Origin of the sequence: Pantoea latae (assembly GCF_002077695.1) — a bacterium.
Lineage (GTDB): Bacteria > Pseudomonadota > Gammaproteobacteria > Enterobacterales > Enterobacteriaceae > Pantoea > Pantoea latae.
The window spans coordinates 103,879-122,561 of record NZ_MWUE01000009.1; the positions used below are offsets into that span (position 1 = coordinate 103,879).

General features: G+C 61.7%; 12 protein-coding genes. All 12 read left to right on the plus strand.

From position 1 onward, the window contains the following. Positions 1-1,041 precede the first annotated feature (1,041 nt). The 12 genes from dppA to B2J69_RS07515 all read left to right on the plus strand — a co-directional run bounded on the left by dppA (position 1,042) and on the right by B2J69_RS07515 (position 18,572). Positions 1,042-2,652 (plus strand): dipeptide ABC transporter periplasmic-binding protein DppA, encoded by a 1,611-nt coding sequence (gene dppA / locus B2J69_RS07460; RefSeq protein ID WP_081137902.1) that lies wholly within the window; start codon positions 1,042-1,044, stop codon positions 2,650-2,652. Between the two features lie 299 nt (positions 2,653-2,951). Beyond that, entirely contained in the window at positions 2,952-3,971 is a 1,020-nt protein-coding gene (dppB, locus tag B2J69_RS07465; protein WP_081137903.1) for a dipeptide ABC transporter permease DppB, read from the plus strand. A gap of 9 nt (positions 3,972-3,980) precedes the next feature. Next, positions 3,981-4,883, plus strand: a complete 903-nt coding sequence (dppC, locus tag B2J69_RS07470; protein WP_081137904.1) for a dipeptide ABC transporter permease DppC — start codon at positions 3,981-3,983, stop codon at positions 4,881-4,883. An 11-nt stretch (positions 4,884-4,894) separates the two neighbouring features. Further along, positions 4,895-5,881: a dipeptide ABC transporter ATP-binding protein gene (gene dppD / locus B2J69_RS07475; RefSeq protein WP_081137905.1), complete on the plus strand. Its 987-nt coding sequence runs from the start codon at positions 4,895-4,897 to the stop codon at positions 5,879-5,881. Next, a complete protein-coding gene (gene dppF, locus B2J69_RS07480) occupies positions 5,871-6,893 on the plus strand; it encodes a dipeptide ABC transporter ATP-binding subunit DppF (protein ID WP_081137906.1) in 1,023 nt (340 codons plus the stop codon). The genes dppD and dppF overlap by 11 nt, the downstream gene beginning before the upstream one ends. Positions 6,894-7,345: 452 nt before the next feature. After that, positions 7,346-7,912, plus strand: a complete 567-nt coding sequence (gene bcsO, locus B2J69_RS07485; protein WP_081137907.1) for a cellulose biosynthesis protein BcsO — start codon at positions 7,346-7,348, stop codon at positions 7,910-7,912. Continuing rightward, entirely contained in the window at positions 7,903-8,706 is an 804-nt protein-coding gene (bcsQ, locus tag B2J69_RS07490) for a cellulose biosynthesis protein BcsQ (protein WP_081137908.1), read from the plus strand. The genes bcsO and bcsQ overlap by 10 nt, the downstream gene beginning before the upstream one ends. A gap of 50 nt (positions 8,707-8,756) precedes the next feature. Continuing rightward, complete coding sequence (gene bcsA / locus B2J69_RS07495) at positions 8,757-10,862, plus strand: UDP-forming cellulose synthase catalytic subunit (RefSeq protein WP_081137909.1); 2,106 nt, start codon at positions 8,757-8,759, stop codon at positions 10,860-10,862. After that, the gene (gene bcsB / locus B2J69_RS07500; protein ID WP_081137910.1) at positions 10,859-13,306 is read left to right on the plus strand and encodes a cellulose biosynthesis cyclic di-GMP-binding regulatory protein BcsB; all 2,448 of its coding nucleotides are present in this window, start codon (positions 10,859-10,861) and stop codon (positions 13,304-13,306) included. Before bcsA ends, bcsB begins: the two co-directional genes overlap by 4 nt. Beyond that, positions 13,306-17,112, plus strand: a complete 3,807-nt coding sequence (locus B2J69_RS07505; protein ID WP_407944735.1) for a cellulose biosynthesis protein BcsC — start codon at positions 13,306-13,308, stop codon at positions 17,110-17,112. Before bcsB ends, B2J69_RS07505 begins: the two co-directional genes overlap by 1 nt. Continuing rightward, positions 17,112-17,555, plus strand: coding sequence for a cellulose biosynthesis protein BcsD (gene bcsD, locus B2J69_RS07510; RefSeq protein ID WP_081137912.1), 444 nt, complete (start codon positions 17,112-17,114; stop codon positions 17,553-17,555). Before B2J69_RS07505 ends, bcsD begins: the two co-directional genes overlap by 1 nt. A 12-nt stretch (positions 17,556-17,567) precedes the next feature. Continuing rightward, the gene (locus tag B2J69_RS07515) at positions 17,568-18,572 is read left to right on the plus strand and encodes a glycosyl hydrolase family 8 (protein ID WP_081137913.1); all 1,005 of its coding nucleotides are present in this window, start codon (positions 17,568-17,570) and stop codon (positions 18,570-18,572) included. Positions 18,573-18,683 lie beyond the last annotated feature (111 nt).

The following is an 18,683-nucleotide window of genomic DNA, read 5'->3' on the forward strand; positions in this document are numbered from 1 at the left end:
GCGGATCGCAAAGTCGCTGTACGCATCCCTGCGCGCTCGGCCCGCGACATCCTTGTCGCGGGACGCTTTGCTCTTCCGCCCATATCATTCGCGTTTTAGCTAAAGAGCTGCCTGTTTGAATGACGGCGCTGGAGATGCGTTCTTTCGCTTTGTCGCGGGACGCTTTGCTCTTCCGTCCATGCCATCCGCGTTTAAGCTCCGGTGCGGCCTGTTTGAATTACTGCTGCAGCATCTATCCGTGTTATCTATATTTGCCCTTGTTCCACGTTTTCTCGCCCGGCATTAATTTACTGCTAGACAAAAACTGTTGCGGCCAAAAGCGTCATTCGCATAAGTTTTTATGAGGCATTAACAGCGAGTATCGAACCATTCCGTTACCTCTTTTTCGACAAAATATCGTCGGTGATAATTTCTGCTTTTCTCTGCCGTTTTATGAGAAACCCAACGAAATCCCTCTTTGCCGCCGCCTGAGCGCGTTTCCTTCGATTATTCCCCTTTTTCGCGCGCTATCACGCGCTGCATCAGGCCCAGACGCTTATTTCGCATCACGTTTTTCTTATGACCTTTTTTATCGTCATGCTGATTGCTTATGCCTGTATCCCAGCATTTTCCACTGCCTGGACGCGATAACGCACGCTAAATCGTTCAGTTATTCAACATTTATCGGGTAAGCGCCGCTGTTTTTTAGCGGTGAGAATCACTGTCAATTATCCCCTGGGTTAGTGGGATATCTGGTTTGCCGGCGAAAAGCGCTGTGCAATATCCGGCAATTAAGCGTAAAGGCTTTTTTTTACCGTTGCTTGCTATTCCTCACACTCTGTGTAAATAACTCGCGGCTGTATTGACGTTCATTGCAACTGTTGACAAATTGATGCGTCAATAAAGTTGCAGAAGCGGCGTGATCCGGCAGTTTCCACGGCGTCGGAAAAACACAACAAGAACGCTCCGCACTTTCGACCATGTCAGTGGTCTGCCTGAACCGCATAAAAAAAACAGAGGTCGGGCAATACACACAACAACACATCACAATGGAGCAAAAGCATGATCAACTCCCTGGCCAAATCCAGGATGCTGAAGGTCGGTCTGAGCCTGATTGCTATGACCGTCGCCGCAGGTGTTCAGGCAAAAACCCTCGTTTACTGTTCAGAAGGCTCGCCGGAAGGCTTCAACCCGCAGCTGTTCACCTCTGGCACCACCTATGACGCCAGCTCTGTGCCGATCTATAACCGTCTGGTTGAGTTCAAAATCGGCACCACCGAGCTGCAGCCTGGCCTGGCGGAAAAATGGGACGTCAGCGCAGACGGCAAAACCTATACGTTCCACCTGCGTCAGGGCGTGAAGTGGCAGACCACCAAAGATTTCAAACCGACGCGTGAGTTCAACGCCGACGACGTGGTGTTCTCTTTCGAGCGTCAGCTGGATAAAAACAACAGCTATCACGGCGTCTCTGGCGGCAGCTACGAATACTTCGAAGGCATGGACATGCCGAAGCTGATCGGCAAGGTCGAAAAAGTTGACGACCATACCGTACGCTTTACGCTGACACGCCCGGAAGCGCCGTTCCTCGCCGACCTCGGTATGGACTTCGCGTCGATCCTGTCGAAAGAGTATGCGGACAACATGCAGAAAGCCGGCACGCCGGAGAAGCTGGATCTGAACCCGGTCGGCACCGGTCCGTTCGTGCTGCAGCAGTATCAGAAAGACTCCCGCATTCTGTATAAGGCCAACCCGGATTTCTGGGGCACTAAGCCAAAAATCGATCGTCTGGTCTTCTCTATTACCCCAGATGCCTCTGTGCGCTACGCCAAGCTGCAGAAAGGCGAGTGCCAGGTGATGCCGTATCCAAACCCGGCCGACATCGCCAGCATGAAGAAAGACACCAAAATCAACCTGATGGAACAGCCTGGCCTGAACGTCGGCTACCTCTCGTTCAACACCGAGAAGAAGCCGATGGATAACGTCAAGGTGCGTCAGGCGCTGACCATGGCGGTGAACAAGCAGGCGATTATCGACGCCGTCTATCAGGGCGCAGGCCAGGCCGCGAAAAACCTGATCCCGCCGACCATGTGGGGCTACAACGACGCGATCCAGGACTACGCCTACGATCCGGAAAAAGCCAAAGCGCTGCTGAAAGAAGCAGGCCTGCCGGACGGCTTCTCTATCGACCTGTGGGCGATGCCGGTTCAGCGTCCTTACAACCCGAACGCGCGCCGCATGGCGGAGATGGTTCAGGCTGACTGGGCGAAGATCGGCGTGAAAGCCAAAATCGTCACCTACGAGTGGGGTGAATACCTGAAGCGCGCCAAAGCGGGCGAGCATCAGTCGGTGATGATGGGCTGGACCGGCGACAACGGGGATCCGGACAACTTCTTCGCCACGCTGTTTAGCTGCGCGGCGGCAAAAGATGGCTCCAACTACTCTCGCTGGTGCTACAAGCCGTTTGAAGATCTGATCCAGCCGGCGCGCGCCGAAGCGGACCACAATAAACGTATCGAGCTTTATAAGCAGGCGCAGGTGGTGATGCATGACCAGGCGCCGGCGCTGATTATCGCGCACTCCACCGTCTTTGAGCCGGTGAGCAAAAAAGTCTCTGGCTACGTGGTCGATCCGTTAGGCAAACACCACTTCGAAAACGTCGATATCCAGGAATAATTCCTGCGTCAGGGGCCGGCCCGTTCGGCCCCTGAGCGGGCGCTGGCCCGCTCAGACGACGCGCTTGTTCGGCTAACTTCTTCGAATAAACCCAACATCTTCGCGCTGCAGGAAAGCGGCGAGCCAACTCCTCTTCGCCGTTTGCGGCTGCAAGCGTCGGGTGGAGGTCGCCGCGCCTGTACCGTGAAAGATGACGGTGAAACGCACTTTGCGTCGCGTCCAGGCGCTTGCCTGAACGCGAGTTGTGAGCAATAGATCCCGCGCCTCGTTGCGGCGGGAAACGACTGAGAATCCGGCTTATGCTGCAGTTCATACTCCGACGTCTGGGACTTGTCATCCCGACATTTATCGGTATCACCCTGTTGACCTTCGCGTTCGTGCATATGATCCCCGGCGATCCGGTGTTGATCATGGCGGGCGAACGCGGGATCTCCCCGGAACGTCACGCCCAGCTGATGGCGGCCTTCGGCCTCGACCAGCCGCTGTGGAAACAGTACGTTCACTACATTTACGGCGTGCTGCATGGCGATCTGGGCATTTCGCTCAAGAGCCGCATCCCGGTATGGGATGAGTTCGTGCCGCGCTTTAAAGCCACGCTGGAGTTGGGCATCTGCGCCATGATTTTCGCCGTCGCCGTCGGTATTCCGGTCGGTGTGATCGCGGCGGTGAAGCGCGGTTCGATCTTCGACCACACCGCGGTCGGCATCTCCCTGACCGGCTATTCGATGCCGATTTTCTGGTGGGGCATCATGCTGATTATGCTGGTGTCGGTGCAGCTTAACCTGACGCCGGTTTCCGGCCGCGTCAGCGACACCGTGTTCCTCGACGACAGCAATCCGCTCACCGGCTTTATGCTGATCGACACCCTCTTCTGGGGCGAAGCGGGCGACTTTAAAGACGCGGTGATGCATATGATCCTGCCGGCCATCGTGCTCGGCACCATTCCGCTGGCGGTGATTGTGCGTATGACGCGCTCGGCGATGCTGGAGGTGCTGGGCGAGGATTATATCCGCACCGCGCGCGCCAAAGGGCTGACGCGCATGCGCGTTATCGTGGTTCATGCGCTGCGCAACGCCATGCTGCCGGTGGTCACGGTGATTGGTTTGCAGGTCGGCACGCTGCTGGCGGGCGCCATCCTGACGGAAACCATCTTCTCCTGGCCGGGCCTCGGCCGCTGGCTGATTGAAGCGCTGCAGCGCCGCGACTATCCGGTGGTGCAGGGCGGCGTGCTGCTGACTGCGGTGCTGATTATCCTGGTCAACCTGCTGGTTGATCTGCTGTACGGCGTGGTCAATCCGCGCATACGACACAAGAAATAAGGGGGCGTCATGTCTGTTGTTGATCCCGCAAGCGTACCCGCTGCACCCAAGCCGATGACCCCCATCCAGGAGTTCTGGCACTATTTTAAACGTAACAAAGGCGCGGTCGTTGGTCTGGTCTATGTGGTGCTGATGCTGCTGATCGCCATCTTCGCCGGCGCGCTGGCGCCGCACGCGCCCGCAGAGCAGTTCCGCGACGCGCTGCTGCATCCGCCGGTCTGGCAGGAAGGCGGCAGCTGGAGCTATATCCTCGGCACCGACGACGTGGGCCGCGACGTGCTGTCGCGCCTGATGTACGGCGCGCGCCTGTCGCTGCTGGTGGGCTGTATGGTGGTGGTGCTGTCGCTGATCCTCGGCGTGGTATTCGGCCTGCTGGCGGGCTACCTCGGCGGCGTGGTGGACGCCACCATTATGCGCGTGGTGGATATTATGCTGGCGCTGCCGAGCCTGCTGCTGGCGCTGGTGCTGGTGGCGATATTCGGGCCGTCGATCGTGAACGCCTCTATCGCGCTGACCTTTGTCGCGCTGCCGCACTATATCCGTCTCACCCGCGCCGCGGTGCTGGTCGAGGTCAACCGCGACTACGTTACCGCGTCCAGCGTGGCGGGCGCGGGCATGCTGCGTCAGATGTTCGTCAATATTCTGCCTAACTGTCTGGCACCGCTGATCGTACAGGCGTCGCTGGGCTTCTCCAACGCCATTCTCGATATGGCGGCGTTGGGCTTTCTCGGTATGGGTGCGCAGCCGCCGACGCCGGAGTGGGGCACCATGCTCTCCGACGTGTTGCAGTATGCGCAAAGCGCCTGGTGGGTGGTGACCTTTCCCGGTCTGACTATTCTGCTCACCGTGCTGGCGTTTAACCTGATGGGCGACGGCTTGCGCGACGCCCTCGACCCGAAACTCAAGCAGTAAGAGGCACCGAGATGGCGTTATTAAATGTAGATAAATTATCGGTGCATTTCGGCGACGATAAGGCACCGTTCCGCGCGGTCGACCGCATCAGCTATCAGGTTGAGCAGGGGCAAGTCGTGGGGATCGTCGGCGAGTCCGGCTCGGGCAAATCGGTCAGCTCGCTGGCGATTATGGGCCTGATCGATTTTCCTGGCAAAGTGATGGCGGAGAAGCTGGAGTTCAACCAGCGCGACCTGAAGCGCATCTCTGAAAAAGAGCGCCGCCAGCTGGTGGGTGCGGAAGTGGCGATGATTTTCCAGGATCCCATGACCAGCCTGAACCCCTGCTACACCGTCGGCTACCAGATTATGGAAGCGATTAAGGTGCATCAGGGCGGCAACCGGCGCACGCGCCGTCAACGCGCTATCGATCTGCTGACGCAGGTAGGCATTCCCGACCCGGCGTCGCGTCTCGATGTCTATCCGCACCAGCTGTCGGGCGGCATGAGCCAGCGCGTGATGATCGCCATGGCGATCGCCTGTCGGCCTAAGCTGCTGATCGCCGATGAGCCGACTACGGCGCTCGACGTGACCATTCAGGCGCAGATTATCGAGCTGCTGCTGGAGCTGCAGCAGCAGGAGAATATGGCGCTGATCCTGATTACGCACGATCTGGCGCTGGTGGCGGAAGCCGCGCATCACATCATCGTGATGTATGCCGGTCAGGTAGTGGAGAGCGGTAAGGCGGGCGATATTTTCAAAGCGCCGCGCCATCCCTACACCCAGGCGCTGCTGCGCGCGCTGCCGGAATTTGCCGCCGACAAAGCGCGTCTGGCGTCGCTGCCGGGCGTGGTGCCGGGCAAGTATGACCGCCCGATCGGCTGCCTGCTGAATCCGCGCTGTCCGTACGCCACCGATCGCTGCCGCAAAGAAGAACCTGCCTTACGCGACATTCCGGGGCGTCAGTCCAAATGTCACTATCCGCTGGATGATGCCGGGAGACCGACCTATGAGTCTTGATAATACCAGGCAGGATTACCTGCTGCAGGCGATTGACCTGAAAAAACACTACCCGGTGAAGAAGGGGATGTTCGGCCAGCAGCGTCTGGTGAAAGCGCTGGACGGCGTCTCCTTTAATCTGGAGCGCGGCAAAACCCTGGCGGTGGTGGGCGAGTCCGGCTGCGGCAAATCGACGCTTGGCCGCCTGCTGACCATGATCGAAACGCCGACCGAAGGGCAGCTTTACTGGCACGGTCAGGATCTGCTGAAGCACGATCCGCAGGCGCAGAAGCTGCGCCGTCAGAAAATCCAGATTGTGTTTCAGAACCCCTACGGCTCGCTCAATCCGCGCAAGAAAGTCAGCCAGATCCTCGAAGAGCCGCTGCTGATCAACACCGCGCTGAGCAAGGCGGAGCGTAAAGAGAAGACGCTGGAGATGATGGCGAAGGTTGGCCTGAAAACCGAGCATTACGATCGCTATCCGCACATGTTCTCCGGCGGCCAGCGGCAGCGCATCGCCATCGCGCGCGGGCTGATGCTCGAACCCGATGTGCTGATCGCCGACGAACCGGTTTCGGCGCTCGACGTTTCGGTGCGCGCCCAGGTGCTGAACCTGATGATGGATCTGCAGCAGGAGATGGGCCTCTCCTACGTCTTTATCTCGCACGACCTCTCAGTGGTGGAGCACATTGCGGACGAGGTGATGGTGATGTATCTGGGCCGCTGCGTGGAGAAGGGCAGCAAAGAGGCGATTTTTAACAATCCGCGCCATCCCTATACGCAGGCGCTGCTGTCGGCCACGCCGCGCCTCAACCCGGACGACCGCCGCGAGCGCATCAAGCTGACCGGCGAGCTGCCGAGCCCGCTGAATCCGCCGCCGGGCTGCGCCTTTAACGCGCGCTGCCGCCGCCGCTTCGGCACCTGCGTCCAGCTCCAGCCGAAGCTAAAACGCTATGGCGACCAGCAGATCGCCTGCTTCGCCGTCGACCAGGATGAAAATCAGCCGGTCGGAGAAGCGGAAGGAATACGCTAACGTATAAAGGCTCCGTCAGGAGCCTTTTTATGCGACACTCTTTACCTCGTCTGAACCATTCCGCACCGCTGCTAAAAAATCCGCCGCAATAGATTATCGCCGCTGACGTAAGCGATCGCCGTCACGCTTTCATTAATGTGTAAATCTCCCGTCAGCCTGGTGTTAAGAAAAAACGCATAAAAGCATTTAGCCATAACTGGCTGTGCCATCAGCGATTAAACCAGGCGTAGCGCGTAAAGCTATTAATTGACGCCTTAACTATTTTACTTAAGACCAATTAATTAATTTATCGATAAAACCGGCAAAAAAGGCTTATGAAGGCTTTAAATGAATCTTAAAGATAAAACTCTTTTGTTGAATGTGCGTTTTTTATAATCAGATTTTTCTCACCGGGCCTAAATGGATGTGATATATTTCCGGCAAATTTATCCCTGAATGCAGACCACGGCCCGATGAAAAACTATGACGATTTGCAGCGTTTTAAGGAAAAAACGCAAACGCTCGATATCGCCTTTAAAGATATGTCAGGCCAGCTGCAGGAACCTGCCGAAAATAGCCAGTGGACGCTGATCCGCCAGCTGGCGAATAACGAAGAGACGTCGACGCCCTTCAGCGGCAGCCAGCGAATAGATCTGCCGCAGCCGCAGCCTTTGCGCGGCGATGAATTCCACGCGCGCGCCGCCGCGCCGGCGCTGCGTCAGCCGCTCGCCGTGGCGCCGGCCGCCGCGCGCAGCACCCTGCTTGACAGCCTGACAGGGAGCGCACCTGCGGCGGCGGCACCTGCTCGCCCGTCGCTCTTCCCGCCGCCGCCTGAACCCATGCTAGCGCCAGTCGAACCGGCGCCCGCTTCCGCCTTGCCCGCTCCGGCCGTCAGCGCGCCTTCCTCCGCGTCCGCGCCGCGCGCCGCGCCCGAACGCCGCTTCAGTGGCCTGTTCCGCGCGCGCCACAGCGAACCGGCCAGCCTGCCGAAAGAAACCTTACTCAAACCGTTACTGGAGAAGATCGCGTTATGCCGTTAGTTTGTGTGTGCTCGCCGAAAGGGGGAGTCGGAAAGACCACGCTGGCGGCCAATCTGGCCTGGAGTCTGGCGCGGGCGGGCAGCAAGGTATTAGCGATCGACTTTGACGTGCAGAACGCGCTGCGTCTCCATTTCGGCGTGCCGTTGAACGATGGACGCGGCTTTGTCGCGCGCTCGGAAGAGCAGGCGGACTGGAGCCAGTCGATCCTCACCACCGGCGGCAATATCTTCGTGCTGCCCTACGGCGAGGTGAGCGAACCGCAGCGCGAGCGCTTCGAAGAGAATCTGGCGAAAGATCCCCACTTCCTGCGGCGCGGGCTGGACACGGTGCTGAACTATCCCGGCCTGGTGATCGTCGCGGACTTTCCCCCCGGCCCAGGTCCGGCGCTGAAGGCGATGAGTGCGCTGGCGGAAATGCACCTGGTGGTGATGCTGGCCGACACCGCCTCGGTCTCACTGCTGCCGCAAATTGAAAATAACCGCATGATTGGCCAGCCGCTCAACCATCAGCTTGGGCACTATTTTGTGCTGAATCAGAGCGATAACCGCCGCAATATCAGCCGCGACGTCACCGCCTTTATGCAGCAGCGTCTGGGCGATAGCCTGCTGGGCGTGGTGCATCGCGACGAAAGCGTGGCCGAAGCCAACGCCTCACAGCAGTCCGTTTATGATTTCAGCCCAGCGTCCGCTGCCGCGTTCGATATTGAGCTGATTGCGAAACGCGTGGCGAATATCCTGAATATTTCCGTCGGCAATGGCGAAGTTCAGGCGCCGATCCGCAGCGGCCATTATTAATTGCCTGGCGTGGCCAGGCTATAAAAACAGAGCGTTTCCCAGGGTGAATCATGAATAAAATCGGGTTTTACCTGCTGCTGCTGGTGCTTGCGCCCGTCGCGGCGGTGATCGTCATTACGCCGATGGACAGCCAGAAACAATATATATTTGGCTTAATCAGTATTTTGATGATGTTTTTACTGGGCTTCAGTAAAAGCCGCAAAATAACAGTGGTGATGGTTATTCTCTCCGCGCTGATGTCCACCCGATATATCTGGTGGCGCACCACTGAAACGCTGCATTTTAATTCCGAAACAGAGGCGATCCTTGGCATCGGCTTATATCTGGCCGAGCTTTATGTCTGGCTGATTTTAATTCTCGGCTTTTTGCAGACCACCTGGCCGTTAAAGCGCACTATCGAACCGCTGCCGGACGACGTCAGCCTGTGGCCGACCGTCGACGTCTATGTGCCGACTTATAATGAAAGCCTCGATGTGGTACGCGACACGGTGCTGGCGGCGCAGTGCATCGACTACCCGCGCGACAAGCTGAAGGTCTATCTGCTGGATGATGGCAAGCGCCCGGAATTCGCGGTGTTCGCCGCCGACGTCGGCGTCGGCTACATCACGCGCGACGACAACAGTCACGCCAAGGCGGGCAACCTCAACCACGCCATGAAAATCACCAAAGGCGAGCTGATCTGCGTATTCGACTGCGATCACGTGGCGACACGCACCTTTTTGCAGGCCACCGTCGGCCCGTTCCTCACGGATCCGAAGCTGGCGCTGCTGCAAACCCCACACTACTTCTATTCGCCCGATCCCTTTGAGCGCAACCTGCGCGCGGCGCGCAGCATCCCCAACGAAGGCGCGCTGTTCTACGGCCCGGTTCAGCAGGGCAACGACAACTGGAACGCGACCTTTTTCTGCGGCTCCTGCGCGGTGATCCGCCGCGCGGCGCTGGAGGAGATCGGCGGCTTTGCGGTAGAGACAGTGACGGAAGACGCCCACACCGCGCTGAAAATGCAGCGTCGCGGCTGGGGCTCGGCGTTTCTGGCGATCCCGCTGGCGGCCGGGCTGGCGACGGAACGTCTCGGCCTGCATGTGGTGCAGCGTACCCGCTGGGCGCGCGGCATGACGCAGATCTTCCGCGTCGACAATCCGCTGCTGGGGCGCGGCCTGAAGTGGCAGCAGCGCCTCTGCTACCTTAACGCCATGCTGCACTTCCAGTTCGGCCTGCCGCGCGTGGTGTTCCTGACCGCGCCGCTCGCCTATCTGCTGTTTAACCTGAATATTATTCACTCCTCGGCGTCGCTGATCTTCGCCTATGTGCTGCCGCATCTGGTGATGTCGCTCTACGTCAACTCACGCATGAACGGCCGCTTCCGCTACACCTTCTGGGGCGAAATCTACGAAACCGTGATGTGCTTCCATCTGGTGATCCCGACGCTGCTGACCATGCTGTCGCCGAAGCACGGCAAATTTAACGTCACCGACAAGGGCGGCCTGCTCGACCAGGGCTTTTTCGACTTTCACATCGTGCGTCCGCACGTCATCGTCGCGGCGCTGCTGGGCATTGGCATCGCCGCCGGCGTGGTGCGCGCGGTGATGCACGACTACTTCGGCGTCGACCCTTACGTTATCGCCCTGAACGTCGGCTGGGCCATCTTCAGCCTGATTATCCTGATGGCGGCGATTGCCGTCGCGCGTGAAACCCGTCAGGTGCGCAAAACCATCCGTATTGAGGTGCAGATCCCGGCGATTATCCACTACGCCAGCGGCATCTCGTCGCGCACCCGCACCAGCGACCTTTCGATGGGAGGCGCGCAGCTGGATGCGCCGGACAACCGCCATGAAAGCGACGAGATTGAAGAGATCGATCTGCTGCTGCAGTCAGGCGCCATTACCATTCCGGTGAGCAAAATTTCCGGCGATGACCAGTCGATTCGCCTGCGCTTCGCCGCGATGCCGCTGGCGCGCCGCCGCGAGCTGGTGCGCGTGGTGCTGGCGCGCGCCGACGCCTGGATCCAGCCGGAGTATAAAAAAGACAACGCGCTGCTGTCGCTGGGCACCATTATCCGCACCGTTTTCGAGCTGTTCTGGCTGAGCTGGAAAGATCGTCGCGCCAAAGGCAAGGACGCCGCGCCTGCGGCGGCAAAAGAGGACAGCGCCGCATGAAAATCCTGAAACATTCGCTGCTGGCGTCGTCGCTGGCGGCGGCGCTGTGGCTGAGCGCCGGCTGGGCGGAAATGTCTCCTGATGCGCCGATCAACAGCGCTGCACCCGCCGCGCCGGAGCAGAGCGCGCCGGTCGCTGAAGAGAACAGCGCGCTGTCGGACCTGCCGCCGCCGGCCGGTCTGGAGCAGGCCGATCCCGCGCTCTCGTCGGCGGCCTCCGCCGCGCCCTTCGTGCCGGGCCAGCCGGTCGCCGCGCCGGTCGCGGCGCTGAATCAGCCGATCAGCAGCACTATCTCCGTGGCGCAGATGGGCCAGCCGCAGGGCATTACCCTGACCGGCGGCCAGCTGCAGTCCGGCATCGTCTTCACCCTGCCGGGCGACGAGGTGATCACCAACGCGCATCTCAACCTGTCGCTGCGCGTTTCGCCGGCGCTGGCGGCGCGCAACACCTCGCTGCAGCTGATGCTCAACGGCCAGCCGCTCGGCACGCTGCCGCTCGGTGCCAGCGACAGCGACGTCAGCGACTATCAGCTGGAGATCCCCGCCGCGATGGTGGTCGCCAGCAATAACCTCAGCTTCAAAATTAACGATGCCGATAAGCTGCTGTGCGAGAAAGAGAGCGCGCAGAATTATCAGGTCACTATCCTGCCGAAAACTACCCTCGGGCTCGAAGGACAGCAGCTGAACATCGGCACGCGTCTGCGCAATTTCCCACGGCCTTTTATCGATCCGCTGCGCATGACGCCCGCGTCGGTGGCGATGGGCTTCGCCAGCAACGTCACCCCGGACGCCGTTACCGCCGCCGCGCTGGTCGCCTCGTGGCTCGGCATTCAGAGCGACTACCGCACCATTCGCTTCCCGGTGACGCGCGGCGCGCTGCCTGAGCAAAACGGCATTCTGTTCGGCCATCCGGGCGAGCGCATCGGCACGCTGACGCTGCCGCAGGCCAGCGGTCCGCAGCTGACGCTGGTAGATAACCCGAATAACCCGGTCTACAAGCTGCTGCTGGTGACGGGCGAAGATGAAGCCCAGCTGCGTCAGGCGGCGCTGCGCCTCACCACCCAGCCGCTGAATACCGACGCCAGCAGCCTCGCCGTGCAGCCGCAGCCGCTGGCGAGCCGCAAGCCCTATGACGCGCCGCGCTGGATCAACACCAACCGTCCGGTGCGCCTGAGCGAGCTGCTGGATCCCAACCAGACGCTGACCTCAACCGGCATCTGGCACGACGCGCTGCGCGTCAACTTCCGCGCCGCGCCGGATCTCTTTCTCTGGGACGGCGACGCCGTGCCGGTGAACCTGCACTATCGCTTCCCGTCGGAAAGCTGGATCGACGAAAACAGCTCCTTCCTCAACGTAATGCTCAACGGCACCTTCCTGCGCAACCTGTCGGTGAACAAAGTGGGCCTGCTGGAGCAGGCCTGGCACCGTCTGGGCGGCGACGCGCGTCAGGAGCAGTATCAGCTGCATCTCGATCCCTGGCTGATTTACGGCGACAACCAGCTGTCGCTCTATTTCAATATCCGGCCGAAAGCGGACGCGCCCTGCGGCGTGCTGCTGAACAACAACATCAAGAGCCGCATTGAAGAGGAGTCGTGGATCGATCTGAGCCACACGCGCCACTTCACGCTGCTGCCGAACCTCTCCTACTTCGTCGGCGCGTCGTTTCCCTTCTCGCGCCTGGCGGACTTCAGCCAGACCACGCTGCTGATGCCGGAAAAACCCGACGACGCCGAGATCGCCACGCTGCTCGATCTGGCGGCGCGCGCCGGCAACGCCACCGGCGCGGCGCTGACGCAGAACCAGGTGATGTTCGGCCTGCCGAACGGCGGCGCCCATCTGGCGCGGCTGGCGAAGAGCGACGTGCTGGCTATCAGCACCACCGGCGACAACCGCTTTAACCAGCAGATGCTGGCGCATTCGCCCTTCGAGTCCAACGGCAGCACCTTCGGCGTGAAGAGCCTGACCACGCTGGACAAAGCGCGCAGCTGGCTGACCGGCGACTGGTCTCGTCAGCCGCTCGACGCCGATCGCTACTTCTCTTCGAACGAGGCGTGGCGCGGCTTTATCAGCTACCGCTCGCCCTGGAATTCCGACCGCACCGTGGTGATGACCGTGGCCACCAGCGACGAGCAGCTGCTGCGGCTGCACGGCGATTTGAACTCGCCGCGCATCAACGCGGCGATCCGCGGCGATACCGCGATCATCACCGATGAAAACGGCATTCGCAGCTTCCGCGTCGGTCCGCAGTTCCCGAGCGGCGAAATGCCCTGGTACATGATGGTGGTGTGGTACGCCAACCAGCACTCGGTGCTGATGGCGCTGGCGGCGCTGCTGCTGGCGGCGCTGGCGGGTGTAGCAACCTTCGCCATGCTGCAGCGTCACGCGCGACGTCGGCTCGATCCGCAAAACCTGCGCGATGCCGGTAACCAGTCAGGACGAAAATAATGAAAACAAAATTAACCACCGGTATCCGTCGCGCGCTGCTGCTGGGCGGCGCGCTGAGCTGCTCGCTGCCGCTGCTGGCGGCGGAGAGCGCCAATCCCGCGCTGCAGGCGCTGTTCGATCAGGCCGCCTACTGGCATCAAAAAGCGCACGACGATTTAGCAAAATCCGCGCTGCAAAAAGTGCTGATGGTCGAGCCGGACAACACCCAGGCGCTCTATCTGCTGGCGCTCTACTCGCAGCAGAGCGGCGACAACGACGGCGCGGCGCGCTATCGCCAGCAGCTGAGCCGCGTCTCGCCGCAGGATGCCCGCCTGAGCGAGCTGGACAACGCGCGCCAGCTGCAGACCATTCCGCAGGCGCAGCTCTCGCTGGCGCGTCAGCAGGCGCGCAGCGGCAATATCGCCGCCTCGCTGCAGACGTGGCGCAACACCTTCAACGGCACCGAACCGCCCGCCAGCGTGGCGGCGGAGTACTATCTGACGATGGCGGGCGACCGCACGCTGCTGCCGCAGGCGGTCGAGGCGCTGCGTCAGTTCTCCGCCGCTCACCCGCAGGACACCGGCGCGAAGCTGGCGCTGGGCAAAGCGCTGACCTATCAGGATGCGACGCGCCGCGAAGGCATCGATCTGCTCGGCACGCTGGCGGACGGCAGCCAGGAGGCGGACCGCTCGCTGCGTCAGGCACTGCTGTGGCTGGGGCCGCAGGTGTCGGACGCGGCCCGCTATCAGACCTGGCAGCAGCGGCATCCGCAGGACGCAGCGGTGATGGACTACTACCGCAAAAACGTCGGCGGCGCCGAGAAGGGCGCGGGCTTTAGCGCGCTTAACAGCGGCGACGTCAGCGGCGCACAAAACAATTTTGAGAAAGTGCTCAGCGCCAACCCGCAGGACGCCGACGCGCTGGCGGGCATGGGCTACGTCGCGCAGCGCGGCGGCCACTACAGCGAAGCGGCGGACTATCTGCAGCGCGCCGCGCAGCTCGGCGGCGATCGGGGCGCGGAACGGCAGCAACAGGCCAGCGACGCGCGCTTCTATGCGCAGCTGGCGGCGGCGCAGGAGGCGCTGAAAAACGGCGACAGCGCGCAGGCGCTCGCGCTCAGCGCGCCGCTCACCCAGGCGGAAGGCGAGAAGGGCGCAGCGGCGAAGCTGTTTCGCGCCGACGTGCTGCGGCGCAGCAATCAGTTCAGCGAGGCGGAGCAGGCCTACCGCGCCATTCTGCAAAGCGACGCGGACAACCGCAGCGCGAAAGAGGGGCTGTTCTATGTGCTGCGCCAGCAGAACCGCAGCGCCGAGGCCAATACGCTGCTGTCGTCATTGCCTGACAGCGTGCGGCAGAGCGTGGCGCCGCGCGGCAGCAGCAGCGACCCGATTCGTCAGCAGGCGAAGCGCGAGCAGCAGGCGGGCAACACCGGCGCGGCGATCGCCACGCTGCAGCAGGGCATTCAGCGCTATCCCAGTGACGGCTGGCTGCGTCTCGATCTGGCGCGCCTTTACCGCGCGCAGGGCGACACGCTGCAGGCCGCCAGCATCATGCAGCCGTCGATGCGCAGCGGCGCAGGCGTCAGCGAGCTTTACGCCGCCGCCATCAACGCCAGCGAAAGCAGCGGCTGGCAGCAGGCGAGTTCGCTGCTGGCGCGTATTCCCGCCAGCGCGCAGACGCGCGAGATGCGCGAGCTGGCCCAGCGCGTCAATTTCAATTTGCAGATGGCGACCGCCGATCGCTATCTGGCGCAGGGCGCGAACGCCGCCGCCGCCAACACGCTGAAAGCGCTGGCCCAGACGCCGCCGACTAACCCGGTGGATGCGGGCAACCTGGCGCAGAAGCTCGCCAGCGCGGGCGACGTTGCCACCGCCGTCGCTATCGTGCGCGGCAATATGCAGCGCGGCGTGCAGGGCAACGCGGGCGACTACGCAGCGCAGGTCGCGGTGCTGAACCAGGCGGGGCTCGGCAGCGAAGCGCAGCGCTTTCTGGCCGCGCCCGAGCTGCAGGCGCGCAGCACGCCGACGCAGCTGGCGGGCATTCGCAACGGCTACGTGATTAACGAAGTGGATCGCCTGCGCGAGCAGAAGCAGTACGCCGCTGCCTATGACAAGCTGATCGGCGCGCTGCAGCAGGATCCGCAGAACCGCGATCTGATGTTCGCCATGGCTCGTCTCTATCAGGACGGCAAGATGAACAAAGAAGCGGGCGTGGTGTACGACTACCTGATGACGCAGGATACCGCGACGCAGGACGCGCGCGTCGGCGCGATCGACGTGGCGCTGGCGCAGAACAACCTGCAGCGTGCCAACGATTTGTCGCGCGGGCTGCAGCCGCAGCAGACGCCGGATCGTCTGCTGCTGATGGCGCGCGTCGCTGACGCCAACGGCGATCGCGTCCAGGCGATGCGCTATCTGCGCAGCGCGCGCGGCCAGCTGATCGGTTTGCAGGGCGCGCAGAGCGGCGAGACGCCGACCGTCGGCGGTCTGGCGCTGGCCGACAACCCCTTTATCAATCGCAGCACGTCGCCGGTGGGGCGTTCGCCTTCCGGCTACGGCACAGTGCTGCCGTGGCAGAGCGCGCCGGCTGACGTCGCCAGCCGCGTCGAGGGCGTCACCCTGGCAGGCGGCGATACGCTGCCGCTGCAGCAGGCGCGCACCCTGCATCAGATCGACAGCATGATGGAAGGGCTGCAGGAGAAAACCGGCAGCTGGGCGCAGGGCGAGGTACAGGTGCGCGGGCGCGACGGCGAGTCGGGCCTGAGCAAGCTGACCGAAGCGAAAGCGCCGCTGACGTTCTCTACCGTGCCCTTTGGCGAGTCGCGCTTCGATTTCACCATGACGCCGGTTTCGCTGACGGCGGGCAGCGCGGCGGGCGACGCCTGGCGTCGCTTCGGCAGCAACGCCCTTGAACAGGCGAAGGTGGTTGCCGCAGGCAGTGCGAAGGTCACCGACGTGCCGAGCGCCTCGACCGATTCGCAGAGCGCCTCCGGCGTCGAGCTGAATCTGGCGCTGAAAGGCGACAGCTACAAAATCGATCTCGGCAGCACGCCGCTGGGCCAGGATCTCAGCACGCTGGTGGGCGGCGTTCAGTGGTCGCCGAAGCTCACCGACTTCCTGACGCTGATCCTCACCGGGGAACGTCGCGCCATGACCGACAGCCTGCTCTCTTATGTCGGCGTGCAGGACAAATCGAGCGGCAAAAGCTGGGGACGCGTCACCAAAAACGGCGGCAACGCGCTGTTGAGCTATGACAACGGCGACGCGGGCTTCTACGTCGGCGGCGGCGCCTACAGCTATATCGGCGAGAACGTGGCGAGCAACAACAGCCTCAACGCCACGGCGGGCGCCTACGTGCGGCCTTTCCACAGCGATGACCGCGAGCTGAAGGTGGGCATGAGCCTGTCGTGGATGGACTTCTCGAAAAACCTCAGCTATTTCAGCTACGGCCAGGGCGGCTATTTCAGCCCGCAGAACTACGCCGCCGTGTCGTTCCCGATAGACTTCACGCGTAAGTTCGACGATCTGAGCGTGAAAATCGGCGGTTCGGTCGGCTATCAGTCCTACAGTCAGGATCGCAGCGCTTACTTCCCGAACGATCCTTCGCTGCAGTCGCAGCTCGAATCCTACGCCGCCAGCGGCGCGGTGCAGAGCGCTTACTACAGCGGCGACAGCAAAAACGGCATCGGTTATAACCTGCACGCCGGCGCGGACTATAAAGTGAATAAAGAGGTCACCATCGGCGGCCAGCTTGGCTATGACACCTTTGGCGACTACAACGAAAGTACGGCGCAGCTCTACTTCCGCTATCTGTTTGGAGACAACTAATGAGTGAGCATACCGGCGCGGTCAGCCACGGGCATCAGCCCGGCTGGTTCGACCTGGTCAGCGTGATGATTGAGGGGATGATCGCCAACGCGGGCAAAGAGGAGGCGGAAGCCTTTCTCGGCAGCATGGGCGATTCGCTGGCGGCGCGCTATCCTTTGCCTGACGCGCGCACCGTGCAGGATCTGGAGCGCGAGATGAATCTGCAGCTGGCCCGCTTTCACTGGGGGTTTGTGCAGCTTCAGCCGCAGGAAGCGGCGATTCTGCTGAAGCATCACGCGCTGCCCGCGGGCGACAGCACGCTGGATGCAGAGAGCTGGCAGTCGGCGCTGGCCGCCGTGCTGGCGGGACTTTACGGCGGCTGGCTGCGCGCCCAGGGCGGCGGCGCGGCGGTTAGCGTGACGCTGGAGCTGAACGACGGCCAGACCCTGCACTATCGGTACTAACGGAGCGACGACATGACAAAGCCAGCCTGGCTGCGATGGACAATTTTTTTGGTGGTGATGATGGTGAGCGCGCAGGCGTCGGCTGATGGCTGGAGCACCTTCAAGAGCCGTTTTCTCACCCCGGAAGGACGGATTGTTGATAACGCCAATAACAACGTCAGCCATACCGAAGGGCAGGGCTACGGCATGCTGCTGGCGGTGGCGAACGACGATCGCGCCACCTTCGACCAGCTGTGGAGCTGGACGCGCCAGCATCTGCTGAATACGCAAAACGACCTGTTCTACTGGCGTTATACGCCGGACGCCGCCGAACCGGTGGCGGACAAAAACAACGCCTCCGACGGCGACGTGCTGATTGCCTGGGCGCTGCAGCGCGCGGCCGATAAGTGGTCGTCGCAGAGCTATCAGCAGGCGTCAGATCGCATTCAGCGCGCCATCGTGAAGCACAACGTGGTGACCTTCGCGGGCCGCACGGTGATGCTGCCGGGCGCGCAGGGGTTCAATAAGACCAGCTACGTGGTGCTTAATCCTTCCTACTTCCTGTTTGAAGCCTGGAAGCGCTTTGCCGAGCATAGCCATCTCAAGGTCTGGAACGCGTTGATCAATGACGGGATGGATCTGCTGGGCGCGATGCACTTCGGCAAAACGGGCCTGCCGCTCGACTGGGTGGCGCTCAATGCCGACGGGTCGGTGGCGCCGGCGGTGGGTTACTCTAACCGCTTCAGCTACGATGCGGTTCGCGTGCCGCTCAATATCTGGTGGTACGACCCGCAGAGCCTGCGTCTGGTGCCGTTCCAGAACGTCTGGCAGCGCTACGGCCGCCTGACGACGCCCGCCTGGTTCGACGTGCTGGGCAACAGCAACGCGCCTTACAATCTCGACGGCGGCTTGCTGGCGATCCGTGATTTGACGCTGAACGAGACGGGATATATCAGCGACCGGCTGGCGCCGGACCAGAATTACTTCTCCGCCAGTTTACAGTTGCTGGTGTGGCTGGCGCTTCAGGAGAAGCGCTGACGGCGTGCGGCCGTCAGGGCCGCTTTCTGTCCGCTGCGCGGACTGGCTCTATGTTCGCTACGCGAACCGGCTATGAGCGGGTTCCGCCCGCTGGCAGGTTTGCCTGCTGCG

Excerpts from the sequence above, each read along its gene's own strand:
- bcsQ (WP_081137908.1), top strand. The coding sequence starts at position 7,903 with ATGCCGTTAGTTTGTGTGTGCTCGCCGAAAGGGGGAGTCGGAAAGACC.
- dppF (WP_081137906.1), top strand. The coding sequence starts at position 5,871 with ATGAGTCTTGATAATACCAGGCAGGATTACCTGCTGCAGGCGATTGAC.
- B2J69_RS07515 (WP_081137913.1), top strand. The coding sequence starts at position 17,568 with ATGACAAAGCCAGCCTGGCTGCGATGGACAATTTTTTTGGTGGTGATG.
- bcsD (WP_081137912.1), top strand. The coding sequence starts at position 17,112 with ATGAGTGAGCATACCGGCGCGGTCAGCCACGGGCATCAGCCCGGCTGG.
- bcsO (WP_081137907.1), top strand. The coding sequence starts at position 7,346 with ATGAAAAACTATGACGATTTGCAGCGTTTTAAGGAAAAAACGCAAACG.
- dppA (WP_081137902.1), top strand. The coding sequence starts at position 1,042 with ATGATCAACTCCCTGGCCAAATCCAGGATGCTGAAGGTCGGTCTGAGC.
- bcsA (WP_081137909.1), top strand. The coding sequence starts at position 8,757 with ATGAATAAAATCGGGTTTTACCTGCTGCTGCTGGTGCTTGCGCCCGTC.
- dppD (WP_081137905.1), top strand. The coding sequence starts at position 4,895 with ATGGCGTTATTAAATGTAGATAAATTATCGGTGCATTTCGGCGACGAT.
- dppB (WP_081137903.1), top strand. The coding sequence starts at position 2,952 with ATGCTGCAGTTCATACTCCGACGTCTGGGACTTGTCATCCCGACATTT.
- B2J69_RS07505 (WP_407944735.1), top strand. The coding sequence starts at position 13,306 with ATGAAAACAAAATTAACCACCGGTATCCGTCGCGCGCTGCTGCTGGGC.
- dppC (WP_081137904.1), top strand. The coding sequence starts at position 3,981 with ATGTCTGTTGTTGATCCCGCAAGCGTACCCGCTGCACCCAAGCCGATG.
- bcsB (WP_081137910.1), top strand. The coding sequence starts at position 10,859 with ATGAAAATCCTGAAACATTCGCTGCTGGCGTCGTCGCTGGCGGCGGCG.